The sequence below is a fragment of the Enterococcus sp. DIV0970a genome (genome assembly GCF_051711265.1).
Taxonomy (GTDB): Bacteria; Bacillota; Bacilli; order Lactobacillales; family Enterococcaceae; genus Enterococcus_D; species Enterococcus_D casseliflavus.
Genome location: NZ_JBIOMF010000001.1, coordinates 2,111,044 through 2,128,723, shown reverse-complemented (window position 1 = coordinate 2,128,723; position 17,680 = coordinate 2,111,044). Strand labels below are relative to the sequence as shown.

15 protein-coding genes are annotated in these 17,680 nt (G+C 42.5%); 11 read left to right on the top strand and 4 right to left on the bottom strand.

Translation table 11 applies throughout. The annotated features are described in order from the left end of the window. Positions 1 to 110 precede the first annotated feature (110 nt). Together IGK14_RS10205 and IGK14_RS10200 are read left to right on the top strand one after the other, a co-directional pair. Positions 111 to 1,862 carry an ABC transporter ATP-binding protein gene (locus IGK14_RS10205; RefSeq protein ID WP_010749432.1) on the top strand — a complete coding sequence of 584 codons (1,752 nt, stop codon included), beginning with the start codon at positions 111 to 113 and terminating at the stop codon, positions 1,860 to 1,862. Beyond that, a complete protein-coding gene (locus IGK14_RS10200) occupies positions 1,849 to 3,630 on the top strand; it encodes an ABC transporter ATP-binding protein (protein ID WP_010749433.1) in 1,782 nt (593 codons plus the stop codon). The genes IGK14_RS10205 and IGK14_RS10200 overlap by 14 nt, the downstream gene beginning before the upstream one ends. A gap of 61 nt (positions 3,631 to 3,691) precedes the next feature. Here IGK14_RS10200 and IGK14_RS10195 read toward each other — a convergent pair whose 3' ends face one another. Continuing rightward, a complete protein-coding gene (locus IGK14_RS10195) occupies positions 3,692 to 4,333 on the bottom strand; it encodes a copper homeostasis protein CutC (protein WP_010749434.1) in 642 nt (213 codons plus the stop codon). A gap of 102 nt (positions 4,334 to 4,435) precedes the next feature. Between IGK14_RS10195 and IGK14_RS10190 the strand changes: the two genes are divergently transcribed. The 5 genes from IGK14_RS10190 (at position 4,436) to IGK14_RS10170 (ending at position 9,810) form a co-directional block, all read left to right on the top strand. Then, complete coding sequence (locus IGK14_RS10190) at positions 4,436 to 5,278, top strand: methyltransferase domain-containing protein (RefSeq protein ID WP_010749435.1); 843 nt, start codon at positions 4,436 to 4,438, stop codon at positions 5,276 to 5,278. Between the two features lie 353 nt (positions 5,279 to 5,631). Continuing rightward, a complete protein-coding gene (gene trmL, locus IGK14_RS10185) occupies positions 5,632 to 6,135 on the top strand; it encodes a tRNA (uridine(34)/cytosine(34)/5-carboxymethylaminomethyluridine(34)-2'-O)-methyltransferase TrmL (RefSeq protein WP_010749436.1) in 504 nt (167 codons plus the stop codon). Between the two features lie 17 nt (positions 6,136 to 6,152). Beyond that, positions 6,153 to 6,806, top strand: a complete 654-nt coding sequence (locus IGK14_RS10180) for a histidine phosphatase family protein (protein ID WP_005229730.1) — start codon at positions 6,153 to 6,155, stop codon at positions 6,804 to 6,806. Between the two features lie 20 nt (positions 6,807 to 6,826). Continuing rightward, positions 6,827 to 9,481 carry an SF1B family DNA helicase RecD2 gene (gene recD2, locus IGK14_RS10175; RefSeq protein WP_010749437.1) on the top strand — a complete coding sequence of 885 codons (2,655 nt, stop codon included), beginning with the start codon at positions 6,827 to 6,829 and terminating at the stop codon, positions 9,479 to 9,481. A 101-nt stretch (positions 9,482 to 9,582) separates the two neighbouring features. Continuing rightward, a complete protein-coding gene (locus IGK14_RS10170; protein WP_438712172.1) occupies positions 9,583 to 9,810 on the top strand; it encodes a cold-shock protein in 228 nt (75 codons plus the stop codon). Positions 9,811 to 9,913: 103 nt separating this feature from the next. Here IGK14_RS10170 and IGK14_RS10165 read toward each other — a convergent pair whose 3' ends face one another. Together IGK14_RS10165 and IGK14_RS10160 are read right to left on the bottom strand one after the other, a co-directional pair. Next, positions 9,914 to 10,537, bottom strand: a complete 624-nt coding sequence (locus IGK14_RS10165; protein ID WP_010749438.1) for a response regulator transcription factor — start codon at positions 10,535 to 10,537, stop codon at positions 9,914 to 9,916. After that, on the bottom strand, positions 10,534 to 11,643 hold the full coding sequence (locus IGK14_RS10160) for a sensor histidine kinase (RefSeq protein WP_370447897.1): 1,110 nt from the start codon (positions 11,641 to 11,643) through the stop codon (positions 10,534 to 10,536). The genes IGK14_RS10165 and IGK14_RS10160 overlap by 4 nt, the downstream gene beginning before the upstream one ends. An 86-nt stretch (positions 11,644 to 11,729) precedes the next feature. Here IGK14_RS10160 and IGK14_RS10155 point away from each other — a divergent pair, with 86 nt between their 5' ends. The 3 genes from IGK14_RS10155 to IGK14_RS10145 are packed head-to-tail and all read left to right on the top strand — an operon-like array spanning position 11,730 to position 14,981. Then, the gene (locus IGK14_RS10155) at positions 11,730 to 12,662 is read left to right on the top strand and encodes an ABC transporter ATP-binding protein (protein ID WP_010749439.1); all 933 of its coding nucleotides are present in this window, start codon (positions 11,730 to 11,732) and stop codon (positions 12,660 to 12,662) included. A gap of 14 nt (positions 12,663 to 12,676) precedes the next feature. Further along, complete coding sequence (locus IGK14_RS10150) at positions 12,677 to 13,822, top strand: ABC transporter permease (RefSeq protein WP_010749440.1); 1,146 nt, start codon at positions 12,677 to 12,679, stop codon at positions 13,820 to 13,822. After that, positions 13,809 to 14,981 carry an ABC transporter permease gene (locus IGK14_RS10145; RefSeq protein ID WP_010749441.1) on the top strand — a complete coding sequence of 391 codons (1,173 nt, stop codon included), beginning with the start codon at positions 13,809 to 13,811 and terminating at the stop codon, positions 14,979 to 14,981. The genes IGK14_RS10150 and IGK14_RS10145 overlap by 14 nt, the downstream gene beginning before the upstream one ends. Before the next feature lie 53 nt (positions 14,982 to 15,034). On the opposite strand, the gene IGK14_RS10140 is transcribed toward IGK14_RS10145, so the two are convergent. Then, positions 15,035 to 16,006: a diacylglycerol/lipid kinase family protein gene (locus IGK14_RS10140; RefSeq protein ID WP_154694517.1), complete on the bottom strand. Its 972-nt coding sequence runs from the start codon at positions 16,004 to 16,006 to the stop codon at positions 15,035 to 15,037. Positions 16,007 to 16,650: 644 nt separating this feature from the next. On the opposite strand from IGK14_RS10140, the gene bsh reads away from it, so the two are divergent. Next, the gene (gene bsh / locus IGK14_RS10135; protein WP_010749443.1) at positions 16,651 to 17,625 is read left to right on the top strand and encodes a choloylglycine hydrolase; all 975 of its coding nucleotides are present in this window, start codon (positions 16,651 to 16,653) and stop codon (positions 17,623 to 17,625) included. Positions 17,626 to 17,680 lie beyond the last annotated feature (55 nt).

Genomic DNA, 17,680 nt, shown 5'->3' with positions numbered 1-17,680 from the left:
TAAAAAAAGGGAATGGTGCTTCTTACTAATATTTTACATCAAAATGAGTAAGAAAAACCATTCAAATCGCTTTTCAAAACGCTAAGCTTAACAACGAGAGGGGGAATTAGATGAGTAATACACAATGGATCTGGCGCTATGCCAAAAAGAACCGGGGAAAAATCATATTGGCAGTCCTGTTTTTAGTGATCAATGCAGCGCTGATCATTGTTAATCCGTACTTGGGAGGAATGGTGATCGATGATGTCATCAATCAGCAAAAAACGCACTTATTGATTCCATTATTGTTGATCATGATCGCAACGACCGTCATTCGTACCATTGTCCGCTACAGTTATCAAATTTTATTTGAACGGGTCGGGCAAAATACGCTATACGATTTACGGGAAGATTTGTATCAGAAGCTGCAAGAATTGGATTTCGACTTTTTCAATCATACTCGTGTGGGAGATATTATGGCACGGATGACTGGTGATACCGATGCCATTCGCCACTTTGTTTCTTGGGTGACCTACAATATCGCTGAATGTATCTTGTGGTTCTTTTCAGCGGTGGTGGTTATGAGCTTTATTGATTGGAAATTGATGTTGGCGCTGGTGGCTGTCACACCGATCATATTTCTGTTGACCAATCGCATGTCTAAGAAAGCACATCCGTTGTTTTTTGACATTCGTGAGAGCTTTTCGCGCTTGAACTCAATGGTAGAAGAAAATATTGGCGGCAATCGGGTCGTAAAAGCCTTCGCTCGTGAAAATTTTGAGATCGAAAAATTTCGCTCCTACAACGAAGATTTTAAGACCCGCAACATGGCATCTGCCAAAGTTTCCCGTACCTATCTGCCATGGCTTGACGGCTTAGCAGGAAGCTTGTCAGTCATTGCCTTGATTTTGGGTGGGATCTTCGTTATCAACGGCGAGATGACATTAGGGGATCTTGTTGCGTTTAATGGCTATCTTTGGATGTTGAATAATCCTATGCGCATGAGTGGTTGGTTGATCAACGATGTTCAGCGATTTTCTGCAGCCTGTATCAAAATTCGGCAAATGTTGGCGCAAGAATCGAAAATTCCTGTTCATCAACAAGAAAAATTAGAGCCAATCAAAGGATTTGTAGAGTTTAAAGATGTTTCCTTCCACTTTTCGGATGATCCGAATCAAAATGTGTTGGAAAACATCAACTTCAAAATTGGCCCTGGCCAAACGTTAGGGATCTTAGGGGAAACTGGGTCAGGGAAAACGACGTTAGTGAATTTGGTTGGACGCTTTTATGATCCCACTGAAGGGGAAGTATTGATTGATGGAAAAAACGCCAAAGAGTATCCCGTGCGCCAAATGCGGGAAAACATTTCAATGGTGATGCAAGATGTTTTCTTGTTTTCCAATACCATCTCCGACAACATTGCTTTTGGAAATCCTTTAGCTGATGAAGGCTTTATTCGGCAAATGGCGGTAGTCGCTGATGCAGATACCTTTATTTCTCGGATGCCTCAAGGCTATGAAACGATCGTGGGCGAGCGAGGTGTGGGGCTTTCTGGCGGACAAAAACAACGGATCTCCCTAGCACGGGCCTTAGCCAAAGATCCATCGATCTTGATTTTGGATGATACGACGTCTGCCGTCGATATGGAGACAGAATCGAAGATCCAACAGGAGCTGACAAAATTAACAGGAGAGAAAACGACGTTTATCATTGCGCATCGGATCTCCTCTGTTCGAGAAGCCGATCAGATTCTGATGATGGAAAAAGGACGAGTCGTTGAACAAGGGACCCATGAAGAACTTGTCAGTCTGCGGGGCAAATACTACGAAGTGTATCAAAAACAATTAGGCTTGTCAGGAGGTGAAGACGATGGCGAGAAATAAATTTGATGTGGATGAGGAATTAGACCAGGAGTTTAGCTGGAAGGATTTCAAACGCTTGTCACAATATGTCGTTCCTTATAAAAGAAGTATTGCGAAAGTACTATTTACGATCATTCTGGCAAACTTAGCAGGAATGTTGGCGCCCGTGTTTACAAAGATCGCGATCGATTCATCGATTCCTGAGAAAAATGTCAACCAATTGCTGCTTCTAGGAGCTGCCTTTCTAGTGACCTTAATCGTTATCGGCGTCTGCATGCGTTACCGTATCTACCATATTACGAATATTGGTCAAGACGTATTGAAGGATATGCGCTTTGATATTTTTGAACATCTGCAGCGACTGCCTTTTTCTTATTTTGATACAAGGCCCCACGGCAAGATCTTGATTCGCATCGTAAACTATATCAATACACTGAGTGACCTATTGAGCAACGGCCTGATCAATTTGATCTCGGATGTTTTCAACGTCATCATCACCTTGATCTTTATGTTTGCGATCGACTTCAAATTGACCTTGTATTCCCTTGCGTTGCTGCCAATTTTGTTCATCATGGTGATGGTGATCAAGAATAACCAGCGCAAAGCCTATCAGGTGTTGAGTAATAAACAATCCAATCTAAATGCTTACATTCATGAAAGTATTGCTGGTATCAAGATTACTCAATCCTTTGCGCGAGAAGAAGAAAATGCTGAGATCTTCCAAGAAGTCAGCAATGATTACCGGACTTCATGGATGAAAGCTGTCAAAATTCAGTTTCTGATGTGGCCAGGGGTGCAAAACATTTCAGTCATTACGACTTGTTTGATTTATTTTGTCGGCATTCGTCAGATCGGTGTCGATGTCAGCACAGGTACTCTGATCGCTTTTATCAGTTATATCAATAATTTCTGGAATCCAGTCATCAATATCGGGAATTTTTATAATTCTTTGATTACAGCAACAGCCTATCTTGAACGGATTTTTGAAACGATGGATGAAGTCCCAGATATCGAAGACAAACCTGATGCAAACGTATTGCCGACGATGAAAGGGACCGTTGATTTTGAACACGTGACCTTCCGATACGAAGAAGGCAAAAACATTCTTTTTGATGTTAACTTCCACATTGAACCTGGGGAAAGTATTGCTTTGGTTGGTCCTACTGGTGCAGGGAAAACCACGATCATCAACTTGCTGAGCCGCTTTTATGATGTCAATGAAGGCAGTGTTAAAGTGGATGGGATGGACGTTCGTGACGTGACGCTGGAATCGCTGCGCTCACAAATGGGTGTCATGCTGCAAGATACCTTTATTTTCTCAGGAACGATCATAGAGAATATTCGCTATGGAAAATTAGATGCGACAGAAGAAGAGATCATCGAAGCAGCGAAGATCGTCCGTGCCCACGACTTTATCACGGAGTTGAAAGACGGCTATCAAACCGTCGTCGAAGAACGAGGAAGTACTTTATCTGCAGGGCAACGGCAACTGATTTCCTTTGCCCGAGCGTTGTTGGCTGATCCAAAAATTTTGATCTTAGATGAAGCGACCTCAAGTATCGATACGAAGACAGAAGAATTGCTGCAAGAAGGATTGTTGAAGCTGTTAGAAGGCAGAACCTCATTTATCATCGCTCACCGACTGTCCACGATCAAAAATTCTGATCGAATCTTTTACGTGGCAGGGGGGACAATCGCTGAATCGGGTAACCATGATCAGCTAATGGCACAAAAAGGCTTGTATCACCATTTGTATCAATCACAATACGACTTATTGCAAGCGATCTAAAAGAATCCCCACAAACGATAGAAACGCATCGTTTGTGGGGATTTCTTTGTGTCCTTCAAGCTCAATCGTTAAGGTCAACGATTCTGGTTCCATGAACTTCTTTTACACCTAGTGTATCGGCAACTTTTTGGGCATTTTCAAAGGAAATGCCACCGCCAGGTAAAATCGTTAAACGCTCACCAGCATAGGCGATCAATTCTTTCAGACGATCGAAATTTGCTTCGATTGGAGTGCCTGCAGCACCACCATGGGTCAAAATCCGCTGTACCCCATGCTCAGCTAACCAATCGATCGCCTTGAATTGGCGCGCTGCAGGAATCGCGTCGAATGCCATGTGAAAAGTAACCTGCAAGCCTTCTGCGGTTTCTAACAGTAGCTCCAATGCTTCTTCGTCCAACCAGCCGCTAGGTGTTAAGCAACCTAGAACAACGCCGTCTGTTCCTAATTTTTTTGCTTCGATCAAGTCGGTATGCATGATTTTCAATTCTGTATCATTGTAAACAAAATCACCGCCCCGAGGTCGAATGATCGTCATAACGGGTATTCCTTTTTCGCCAGCATATTGCAGAACTTCTTCTTGCACGCCGGTACTTGGTGTTGTTCCGCCGACTGCTAAATTATCACAGAGTTCGATGCGCTTTGCACCTCGGGCGATTGCTAAGGGAATATTGGTATAGTTTTCTGCACAAAATTCTTTTAACATGATTTACCTCCATTTGATGGGTGTTCAATTGATTTGTTATTCTATCCACTAGCATTCTACCACAAGAATATGCTAAAGTAGAGCAGAGATGAGGGAAGTTGAATGTTAAAAAAAATCGATCGCGGGCGCCTATTTTTAAACGCCCATTATCACTTGTTTGAATGTCCATTGTGCCGCCAAGCATTTTTCCCGACCGAAAATGGCTTGGTTTGTCCAAATCGTCATCGATTTGACTTATCAAAGAAAGGCACACTTTTCTTTTTGGATCATCAAGTCAAAGCAGATTATGATCAAGCACTGTTTTTGCCGCGTCAACGAATGATCGCTAGCGGCATGTATGCACCAGTCCTTGAGACCATCAAAGCAGCTTTGGGAGATGCTAAGAATCTTTTAGATGTTGGCTGCGGGGAAGGCAGTTTTCTGGCTCAGCTGGTCAATGAAAAGACTCAGGCGGCTGTCGGCTTTGATATTGCCAAGGACGGAGTCTATCTAGCAACCAATCAAAACGTACCAGCTTTTTGGTGTGTGGCGGATCTGACCAACCTGCCGTTTGCTGAAGCGAGCTTTGATACGATTTTCAATCTATTTTCGCCGTCAAATTATGGGGAGTTTAACCGCATTCTAAGAAAAGGCGGACAGCTGATCAAAGTGGTTCCTGCGGCGGACTATTTAAAAGAACTACGAGCCGCTTTTTATCCTGATAACGAAACAAAACAGCAGTATTCGAATGAACGGGTCGTTAGCAAATTTTTTGAACACTATCCCAACGCATCCCGTCAAAGAGTGACGCATGTTTTTGCGATCCCTGAAGAAAATCGTCAAGATTTACTTGCCATGTCCCCGTTAGAGTGGGGGGCTTCGGAGGAACGCAAAGAAAAGCTGCGACAAACCCCTTTGACACAGATTACGGTTGATGTTGAGGTGTTGATTGCGAAAATTTCCTGAAAATATTTTGAACTTTTTTGTTATTTACTCTTGCAATCATGCCATGGGAGTGATATATTGTTCTCAAGTCATTTTTCATTGGTTTTTATCAGGTTCCTGTTCTGATAAAAGTTAGTGAAAAGAGCTTCACTAACGTAACGACTCGCAGTGATCGACACCGAGTTGGTACGTTTTTTTTATGCCCAAAAAAGCGCCCAAAAAATGTTGTTTCTAGAAAAACAAGCGCGCCAAAATATGGTACTATAGAAGTTATTGAAGTAGTTATTGAGCATGCAATGGAAAACGTAACGTTTAACGACACAAATCAATGCGAGAACCGATCGGCAATATCCGATCGAAAGGAGTTTTTATCTATGAATCACATCGTTCTTTTTGAACCTCAGATCCCAGCCAATACGGGGAATATTGCACGGACGTGTGCAGCAACAAATACTCATTTACACTTAATCGAGCCTTTAGGCTTTTCAACGGATGACAAGCAATTGAAGCGTGCTGGGCTTGATTATTGGCATGATGTCAATATTACCTATTATAAAGATTTAGCTGCTTTTATGGACTTTTTAGGAGCGCGTCCGTTGTACCTGATCTCGAAATTTGCCAATCGCGTGTATTCTGATGTCGATTACACCGCAGATGACGATCAGTTCTTCATTTTTGGGAAAGAAACGACGGGGCTTCCAGAAAGCTTTATGCGAGAGCATGCCGAAAAATGCTTGCGGATCCCGATGAATGATGAGCACGTTCGTTCCCTTAATCTTTCAAATACGGCTGCGTTGATCATTTATGAAGTTTTGCGGCAGCAAGGCTTCCCAAAGTTGGAATTGACGCATCATTACGAGAACGACAAATTAGACTAAGAAGCGAGGCTTTTTCGATGCAATTATACTTTACCCGTCACGGAAAAACAGAGTGGAACCAAGCACGCCGCTTTCAAGGAATGCTGGGGGATTCGCCGTTATTGCCAGAAAGTTATGACGAGATCAAATTACTCGGTGATTATCTGGCAGCTATTCCTTTTGAGAAGATTTACTCAAGTACATCTTTGCGAGCAAAAGTGACTGCCCAAGAGATCCAAGCAAGACTCCAACACCCTGTTGAAATCATTTATAATGAGAACCTGCGAGAAATCGGACTCGGTGAATTGGAAGGTCGGTCCATCGATGAAATGCATGAGAAGTATCCCCAACAACTGACTGATTTGCGTAATCACCTGGATCGATACGATCCCAGTGCCTTTAAAGGTGAGCCGATCCAAGAAACATTGAGCCGAATCGAGACCGTCGTCATGGATGCGGTGATGCAGCATGAAGGCCCATTATTGTTCGTCGGTCATGGAGCATCCTTTACGGCTGCTATACAGTGGCTTGCAGGCAAACCATTAGCCGAATTAAGAGAGCAAGGTGGATTAGTCAATAACAGCGTTAGCTTATTAGAGACGAATGAACAAAAAGTATTGCCTTTTGAACTAAAACTTTGGAATGAAGCAAGCTTTTTAAGCAATCAGGCAGGATTAGACGCTTTATTGTAAACCATGAAAGGAGCGGCACCATGATTCCAGAAAGAACGTTTTTTGTCGGCCATGTTGCCGCCATCTTTTTCCAGAATCCCAGCAATTTTTATAAAGTACTATTAGTTAAAGTCACTGAGAATAATGCCGACTACAAAGACTCGGAGATCGTCGTTACTGGTAGTTTCGGCGATATCCAAGAAGAGGAAAAGTATCGGTTTTTTGGTGAGCTGGTCAATCACCCCAAGTATGGCGTCCAGTTGAAGGCCGAAAGCTACCAACAAGAACAACCGACCTCTGAACAAGGGTTGATCGCCTATCTTTCTGGAGAAAAATTTCCTGGGATCGGTAAGAAGACCGCTGAAAAAATCGTTGATCTTTTAGGAGAAGAAGCGATCGATCGGATGCTGGAAGAACCAACATTGTTGGAGCAGATTCCAGGATTGAATGAAAGTAAGCAAAAAATGATTTTAGATACCGTTCGGCAAAATCATGGGATGGATCAAGTGATCGTTGGTTTGAGCCGTTATGGTTTTGGTAGTCAGCTTTCTTTTGCAATCTACCAAGCCTACAAAAATGAAGCATTAGCAATTATCGAAGAAAATCCTTACCAGCTGGTGGAAGACATTGAAGGCATTGGCTTTAAACGCGCAGATGGCATCGCTGAGCAGCTAGGGATCGAAGCTTCGTCACCACAACGGTTTCGAGCGGCAGTCTTGCATCAGATCTTTGCCCAATCCTTGCAGACGGGTAATACCTTTATCCACGCCCAGGACTTGTTAGAGCAGACACTGCGTTTATTAGAGACGAGTCGACCTATTGAGATCGCGCCAGACGACCTGGCATCAACGATCATTCAATTAGTGGAAGAAGGAAAAATCCAGCAAGAAGAAACTCGTTTATACGAAAACAGTTTGTACTTTTCTGAGTGGGGAATCGCTAGTTCCATCGAACGCTTGCTTTCCCGCAAAAAAGAGATCGTGTATCCTGAGAAAAAAATCAGCAAAACGCTGCGAAAAATTGAGAAGCATTTAGGCATCACCTATGGGTCTTCGCAAGAAGAAGCAATCAAAGAAGCCATTCGTTCGCCATTGTTTATTTTGACAGGAGGACCTGGTACTGGGAAAACGACGGTGATCAATGGGATCGTACAATTGTTTGCTGAATTGAATGATTTGGACTTAGAGCCATCAAAATACAGCGACGAAACCTTTCCGATTCTCTTGGCAGCACCGACTGGTCGAGCCGCCAAACGAATGAACGAAACGACTGGCTTGCCAAGTGGTACGATTCATCGTTTGTTAGGCTTGAACGGACGTGAAAAAGCGCCATCGATCAGTCCAAAAGAATTAGAAGGCGGCTTACTGATCGTCGATGAGATGTCTATGGTGGATACATGGCTGGCGAATACCCTCTTTAAGTCGATTCCTACGAACATGCAAGTGATTTTTGTGGGGGATAAAGATCAGCTTCCTTCTGTGGGACCAGGGCAAGTCCTTCATGACTTGCTAGCGATCGATGCGATCCCGAAACAAGAATTGACGGAAATCTATCGTCAAGGAGACGGGTCAAGTATTATTCCACTCGCCCATGCCATAAAAAACGGGCAGCTGCCTGCTGATTTTACACAAAACCAAAAAGATCGTTCTTTCTTTGCGTGTGATGCTTACAAAATCGAACCGTTGATCGCTCAAATCGTGAAACGGGCAAAAGACAAAGGCTATACGCCGCAAGATATTCAAGTGTTGGCACCGATGTATCGTGGGGCAGCGGGTATCGATGCTCTTAATAAAATGATGCAAGAGATTTTTAACCCCAATGATGGGACCAAAAAAGAGGTGACCTTCAATGATACGGTGTATCGTATCGGCGATAAGGTTTTGCAGTTGGTAAACTCTCCTGAAGATAACGTGTTTAATGGCGATATGGGTCAAATCGTTGGGATCACTCTAGCCAAACAGTCGGAAGACAAGATCGACGAGCTGGTCATTCAATTTGATGCCAACGAAGTGACCTATAAGCGGAATGAATGGAACAAGATCACGTTATCCTACTGTTGTTCGATCCATAAATCTCAAGGCAGTGAATTTCAAATGGTTATTTTGCCGATGGTTCATCAATACCAACGTATGCTGCAGCGCAATTTGCTATATACTGCTGTGACCCGCAGCAAAGAGATGCTGATTTTACTTGGTGAACCACAAGCGTACCAAACTTGTGTCAACCACGAATCTGCGACTCGTTTAACGACGCTGAAAGAACGCATCAATGGCACAGAAAAAATGACGCCGTTGCAACGAGCAAAATTGGCCCAATTTGAAGAAGCGGATGATCCATTTTATGATGATTCCTCTGTTGACACGAAAGTAAAAACGTCTTCGACGAAGATAAAGGAGCAATCCAGCACTGAAGTTACTGCTAACAAGCAAGCGGTAGAAAAGACCTCAGATAGTGGGCTTGATTTGTTTGCTTTTGCCGAGACGGAGCCGTCAGCATCAAATCAGACAGAAACGGCAAAACCTCTGTCAGGGGATAAGGTTCTAAGTGAAGGGACCACGGGGGAAGAAGCACTCATCGAAGAAACACCAAACGATGGTGTATTGACTTTAACGATGGTCAAAAAGCATTTAGTGGATCCAATGATTGGCATGAAGGATTGTTCTCCATACGACTTTATGCCCACAAAAAATGGATGATTCAAAGATGAGAAAATACTAAAAAAGGGTCGTTAGTGAGCGCTTTCTTTTGGTTTTTTAGCTTCTTATGCTAAGCTAAAATCAAAAGGAGGCGTTACGTTATGGCGAAAGAAACCGAAGATAAATTAGCAAAATTAGCAAAAGAATCTGGCAACGACTTTAAAAAGTTAGATGAGATGGAAAAAGAATTCAAATTGGATGAAAGTCCTGAGTCAGAACGAGGCGATCGGGAAGAATCTGGCTTAGAAAAAACGTTAGATAAGGCACCGATTTTTCCGCCTAACACACCGAATAATCCAACGAATCTTGGCAGTCCTGGAAATCCATAGCTTGTCCACCAAAAAACTACGACAGTCGGATATTCGAATAGAAAACAAAAAGCCTGAAGAATGCAGCTTCGCATTCTTCAGGCTTTTTTGCAATCGATGAGGTTTACTTTAAATGCTGATAATAATAGATCGCTAATTGCGTGCGATCCCGCAACTCCAGCTTTTCTAGTAATTGACTGATGTAATTACGAATGGTTCCATCACTTAGATACAAGGCATCGGCGATTTCTTTATTATTTTTACCCGCTGCTACTTCTTTGATGATCGCAAGTTCACGTTCGCTAAAAGATGCTTGATTATCTATCGCTGGTTGGTTCTTCATCATTTGCGTGAAGGTCTCGACGATCTCATTCCCAAACACGACTTGCCCATTGTATGCGGCTTTGACAGAAGGGATGATCGCTTGCAGGTTCTGTTTGATCAAATATCCTTTGACACCGATAGAAAAGGCTTCACGAATGTATTCTTGATCTTTGAAGGTGGTCAAAAGCAAGAGGATCGCTTGCGGAAATTTAGCCAGTATTTCTTTGGCAGCAGCGATCCCAGTTTGTTCCGGCATACGGATGTCGGTCAACAAAACGTCAGGACGATGGGCTTCGTAAAGAGCAATGGCGTCTTTGGCACAATGACCGATACCCAACACCTGAATCTCTTCTGTGCTTTCAAGAATGGTTTGTAACGAGGTCGTCACAAACGGGTCATCATCAATAATGACTACAGTAATCATTGGTGTTCCTCCTTTGGTAAAATGATCGTCAACTGAAAGCGTTGGTTTTCTTGCAAAATATGAACTTGACCTTGCAGCTCCTGGACCCGTTGACGCATCGTTTTCAGACCGATTCCGCTGTTTGCAGTTTGGGGTGAATTGACGTCCTCGTTGGTGATTTGCAAACGGTAAAAGGCGGGCAGCGTTCGAAAATGCACGACAACGGTTTTGGCATGACTGTGTTTGATGCTGTTGGTCAAGGCTTCTTTGATGACCATTAAGAAACAGTTTTGCTGTGCTTCGCTCAATCCTTCAAACAAGTTTCCTTCAATCGTTACGGAAGAGGGAAAATCAGCAATCAGAAACTCTATGGCTTGCGGAAAAGAAATCGATGTTTCATGGAGATCATGAACGCTTTGCCGAATGCGATCCATCCCAGTGTGAACCGTTGCACTCAAATTTGCTAACGGCACATTTAATTTCGGCTCTTGATTGATCATTTCAAGCGCACCAATTTGTAAAATGGCACTCGAAAGTAGATGGCCGACATTGTCATGGATATCTCGCGCGATTCGATTTCGTTCTTCCGCGATTTGTAAGGCTAATTTTGTCTCTTGTGACAGGGCTAATGCTTTGTTTTGTTCCGATAACTGCTGCTGCTTTTCCCAATGGGTATCTTTTGAAGCAATATATTTTTTCTCAAGATCGATCATTCGCTGCTCTTTTTTTCGTAAATAAAAAGCGAAAAGCAGTAGCAGGATGATAAAGGCGAGCTCAGTGGGTGAATGGTTGCCAACCGTCGAAATCAACAAAAAACCTAATAGGAATAAACCATCATCTTGTCTTTCTTTTGGAGCGATCACCCGCATCATTGCGGGCAAAAAGAGGGCAAGCGCTGGCCAAAAGGCACATAGCAGCAACAGAATAACTTGAAAAAACCAGCTTGGTTTCTTAGGCAGCAAATAACTGACGCCAGTAAATAAAACAGCGATCAGCAGATAGATGACTTGCACAGCAACAAATCCTTGGTTTACCAATAAGAACAATGAGATAGCGAGGAAAAAGCCCGCTTCGGTGAGTGGTCGATAGTTCGTCATAGGAGACTCCTTCATTGTGACAAATGTCATGGTTGGTTTAGCCAATCGTCACTAGTTTCTTTCCTTGAACTTTATTATAGTCAGATTAACAAGAAATTTGGAAGGAGTTTTTCATCATGATTATCGAAATTGATAAATTAGTAAAACGCTATGGTGATTTTGTGGCATTGAACCATTTTGATCTGCAAGTTCAAGAAGGAGAAGTTTTAGGATTATTGGGACCAAACGGGAGCGGAAAATCCACCGCCATCAACTGTATGCTCTCTTTGTTAAATTATGACAAAGGGACCATTAAACTGTTTGGATCAATCATGACGCCGGAAAATTATGCCGTCAAGGCAATGATTGGCGTCGTTCCTCAAGATGTTGCCGTCTTTGAAGAACTTAGTGTGCAAGAAAATATCGATTACTTTTGCGGTTTATATGTTGCTGACAAACAGAAACGCCAAGCCTTGATCGAAGAAGTGATTCAATTAGTGGGATTGGAAAATTTTGTGACGTTTCACCCACGCGAGCTCAGCGGTGGGTTGAAGCGACGATTGAATATCGCCTGCGGGATCGCTCATAAGCCGCGCTTGATCTTTTTAGATGAACCCACGGTAGCGGTCGATCCTCAAAGTCGGAACAAAATTTTAGAAAGTATCAAAGAACTGAATCGTCAAGGAGCGACGATTGTTTATACGACCCATTACATGGAAGAGGTGGAGATTCTTTGTGACCAGATCGTGATTATGGATCAAGGACAGGTGATTGCTAAAGGAACCAAGGAATCTCTAAAAGATATGGTACGGACAGCGGATCGTTTGACCATCGATATCCCCTTACTGCCTGAGCCTGTATTGACAACGATTCAGCAAACCATTGCTTCTGATGGGATCGCCTATAAAAACGGTCAGCTTGAAGTAACAACGACGGAGCTGAATACAGTTTTATTACCGATTCTGATGCTCTTACAAGCAGAGCATATCACTTATGGAAAAATTGCAACCAAAGAAGCCACCTTGAATGATGTCTTTTTAGAGATCACGGGCAAGGAATTGAGAGACTAAAGGAGGGAATCACAATGTTTTGGCATTTTTATAAATACCGCACAAAAGTGTTGCTGCGAAATAAATCCATGCTGTTTTGGACGTTGGCGTTTCCTATCCTCTTAGGTCTAATGTTTATGGCTGCCTTCGGGGAGATCGATCAAGCGGGCAATCTAGAAACGATCACAACGGGGATCGTAAAGACTGGAGATCAAACAGCGCTTTCGGAAAATTTTTCCACCGTCCTTGAACAAGTAAAAATCAATGAAAAACCATTATTTGAACTCGAGGAATTACAAGAGGCAGAGGCAGCTGAGAAGCTGACTGCCGGTGATTTAGCTGGGTATTATCTGATTGATGATGAAACCATTTCTCTGCATGTGGGCCAAGCGGGCATGAGCCAGTCGTTGATGAAAAATGTAATGGATCAATTTTTACAACGCACAGCAATCATTGCTAGTAAAGCGGCAGAACTTGAGAGCCTTGATCTGGCACCAATTCTATCGACTTTTGAGCAGGAAGCGACTTTTCAAGAAGTGAATGCTGATCGTGACATGAGTTTCAAAAGTTTCTATTTCTTTACGTTGATCGGGATGGCGATCCTCTACGGGACGATGTGGGGTGTCCGCAATGTCCAGGATCAGCAAGCCAATCAATCCGCGAATGGTATTCGGCTTTCCTTGATACCAAGGAAACGGACATTGGTTTCAAGTGCGAATTTAGCGGCAAGTTTTACGATTGTGTTAGTCGAAATCTATCTTATCTTAGCCGTCTTTCGTTTTGTCTATCAAGTAGACTTCGGACAACGTTGGCAGTGGTTACTGCTGGTTGCCGCATTAGGATCATTGTGTGCGATTTTGCTAGGGACATTGATTGGGAATCTGACACCAAAAATGAATTTGGTACAAAAGGATGGTATTTTGGTCTCCGTGACGATGGCAATGAGCTTTTTTGCCGGGATGATGGGCTCGGAACAAATCAAGTATTGGCTTGATCTTCATGTGCCACTGTTGGGGCAAGTGAATCTCGTCAATTTGATCAGTGAAAGCCTTTATCAATTGTACTACTATACAGATTTGACTAGCTTTTATACCAATCTTCTATGGCTGACTGGCTTTATCGTCCTATTTGCCATCGGGAATGCTTGGATCGAAAGAGGGGTGCGCTATGACGCTTTATAAAACGATTTGGACTTTGCTTAAAGCAAATAAGTCGAACTTACTGATTGGGGTATTGATCACTGTTGTTGTCACATTCTTTTATGCACAAAGCATCGATGTCGAAAACACCTCTTTGCAAGAGGCAAAAATTGCTTTGATCAGTGAGGAGGAGTCGCCTGTCGTGGATGGTCTTCGAGCCTATTTAAAAGAAAAGCAAACCTTGGTCACTTTGGATGGCACCTCGCAAAAAGAAATTGATGATGCGCTTTATTTTAATCGTGTAAACATCGTCTTGCATGTGCCAGCAGATTTCACTTATCAAGTTGAGGCAGGCAAGATGCCGACGATCGAGATTCAAAGTCGACCCGATGCCTTTTCTAAAACAGTCGTCACTCAGCAAGTGAACACTTTTTTACAAACAGTCCTTTTGTTTCAGGAGGAAGGCAAAACCGTCGCAGCGGCGATAGAACAAGCGCAATCTGCACTAGCGGTCACAGGGGATGTGAAGCTGAGTGCAGAGTATGGGCAGCGAATGAAAAAACTGTTGACTGGCATGACCTTTAACTTATTGTCTTATGGGCTCTTTCTCTCGGTATTTAGCGGGTTTGGTGTGATCAACTTGGCATTCAATCGCAAAGAAATCAGCAAACGAAACCAGAGTGCACCACTTCCGAAGCGTGTATTGCAGCGGAAAATCCTTCTAAGTTTGATCAGCTACTCGCTACTCTTGACCTTCGGCTTTCTACTACTGATGGTGCTATTAGTGATTCGCACGTCTTGGGATACAGCAGCCTGGTACCACATTTTGAATACGTTCTTGTTTTTATTGCCAGTTATCAGCTTTTCAGCTTGTGTTACTTCCCTGGTGAAAAACTCAGAAGCGATCGGTGGGATCAGCAATATCTTCATAACAGGAAGTTGTTTTGTCGGTGGCGTCTTTGTATCCGCGAATTTCCTGCCAGATATCGTCAATAAAATTGCAGCGTTTACGCCAACCTATTGGTTTGTACAAAACAATACATTGATCAGTGAAACCCTCACTTATAATCAAGCGTTCACAGAATCCTTTTGGTTCAATGGCTTCGTACTAGTCGCTTTTGCTGCCGTGTTTTCAATGCTCCAATTTATTTTGGGAAGAGAAGGAAGCCGTCGTTGGCAATACCACTCGGCGAAAAATTAATGATCGAACGTATAGAAAAACGATACAAATCAGCAGCGATTTGTATCGTTTTTTTATGGGCACCAGAATAATTGTGAAGCCGTGGTAAAGGTAATATCAAAGGGGCGTTGCCCCATTTCCTCGCCATCTTCTTGTCCATGTTGAGGAACGGTGGAGATGATTCTCAGCTTCGAAGTGGAAAGATGGTGAAAGTAACGTGAATTCATGTGTTTCTTTTGCATCAGTAAGCCGATCAGCCAAAAAATCTTAAAAATCGACACACGTTCGACAAGAACGAAATCAAACTTTTTCTCTTTGACTGAAGCAGTTGGGGCAATCGCCACACCGCCGCCAAAGTAAGGATGATTGGTCGTGGTACATAAAAAAGCTTTTTTGTAACTGAACTGCTGCCCATTGCACTCAACTAAGATCGGGAAGCCTTTTTGGCGAAACAAAACCCGAATAATCGCAGCGATATAGGAAAAGGAGCCAAGATTAAACTTATTTAGATTGCTTTTTGCCACAGAGTGATTGGTGGTATAGACGATTGCCGCATCAAGACCAATTCCTACATTATTAAGAGCAATGCCATTTTCTTCTTGGATCTGCTCCTCATAACGGATAATGGTCAATTCTTGAGGCTTAGTAGTACCAGCAATTTTCCAAAATGCTTTTTCTGGTTCCCGCGGCAACTCGATACTCCGAGCAAAATCATTTCCTGAACCAGCAGGGATATAGGCAACGGGGATTTGTTGTTGTTCAAGTTGTAACTCTGATACTACTTGGTGCAACGTTCCATCACCGCCGATAACCACCAATAATGGATAAAGCATCTCGCCGTTTTCTAAATAGACCTCATCCCAAGGAATGAGGCGTTCTTTTAAGAGTTTTCGTGTGATCGTTCGTTCATCACCTGGAGACTTTGTTAAATAGACTTGATGGGGGAAACGATGTTTTTTTACAATTTTTTGCACACGTTCCACCGCTTTTTTTCCTCGTCCACTGCCTGAGGCAGGGTTCACGAGGAAGTGATAATAATAGTTCATTTTATGAATAGCTCCATATCGTTTTTTCGTTCAATGCGATTAATTATAGCATGTTTCGACAGAAGGAGGGGGGACGATGCCTGAAAAAAAGAGCAAAAAAATAGATTCGACGATTGTGCTTTCTAGGTTCTCAAAGGTTCTTATGTCCACTTTGATCCTCAGGTAACGATGCCCATCGCCGAATCCTATTCAATTAGTAAGGAGTAACTCAAATTCCCACATCCTTTGTCTTTTATTCTAAGTTGACAACAATTCTTTTCTTGCAGAACCTGCTTCGTCTGCTTTACTGGGAATCCTTGCTCCTTACACTTACAGTATAGCAGGTTTTCCTATTTCAGCAATCGCTTACAATGTTTGCTTCGTGCTTTTTAGAAAATTTTAAACTTTCTAAAGGAAAGGTAAAAATAATAGCAACTTCCTCTTTTCGCATCAAACTCGGAAGCTGTCGTCCAAGTGTTCCCGAAGTGAGCAAGCTGTGAGAAGGCAGGCATTTAAGCTGAAATTTTTTTTAAATTTTAGTTCATATTAAAATAATTATAAACTGTCTAATTATCTTTTTATTAATATTTCTTCCGTTTTACTTGTTAAAAAAATGCGATAGGAGTAAATTAAAGGTGTAAAAACTTATTTTAGGAGGAATTAGGATGTGTACTGCGCTAACGTATGTAACGAAGGATCATTATTTTGGCAGAAATTTTGATTACGATGTTTCTTATAAAGAAGTGGTGACCATTACTCCGAGAAATTACCAATTGAAATTTCGCAAAGTAAGTGAAATAGATCACCATTATGCGATGATCGGGATTGCTGCTGGAGTCGCTGAATACCCACTCTATTATGATGCGGTCAACGAAAAAGGCTTAGGTATCGCTGGTTTGAATTTTCCAGAAAATGCTGTATACAATGAGTTTCAAGAAGGGAAAGAAAACGTCACACCTTTTGAATTCATCCCATGGTTACTAGGACAATGCGCTACCGTGGAAGAGGCAAAAGCCCTGTTGGCAAAGGTTAATCTGGTAAAGATCAATTTTAGTGAAGAACTACCATTATCGCCATTGCATTGGATGATTGCTGATAAAAAGAGTGCCATCGTTGTTGAGAGTATGAGTGATGGTCTTCATATTCATGAAAATCCGGTAGGGGTCTTAACGAATAATCCGCCATTTGACTACCAGTTATTCAATTTGAATAACTACCGTGTGTTATCATCGAAAACACCAGAAACGCATTTTTCTGACAAGCTGGATTTTGATGAGTATAGTCGTGGAATGGGGGGCTTAGGTCTGCCAGGAGATCTTTCTTCGATGTCTCGTTTTGTCAAAGCGGCATTTACCCGAATGAATTCCGTTTCTGGAGAATCTGAATCCGAAAGCATTAGTCAGTTTTTCCATATTCTAGGTTCTGTCGAACAGCAAAAGGGACTATGTGATACTGGAAACGAAAACTATGAATACACGATTTATACTTCTTGCTGCAATACAGACAAAGGGATCTATTACTATCGTACGTATGAAAATAGTCAAATCGTTGCAGTCGATATGAATAAAGAAGATTTGGAAGGGGATGTACCGATCTCTTATCCATTAGTTGAAGACCAACAAGTATTTTTCAGTAACTGATCCATTTTTAAAACCCCATCTCAATGCCGTTTTGAGATGGGGTTCTTTTTCTGCT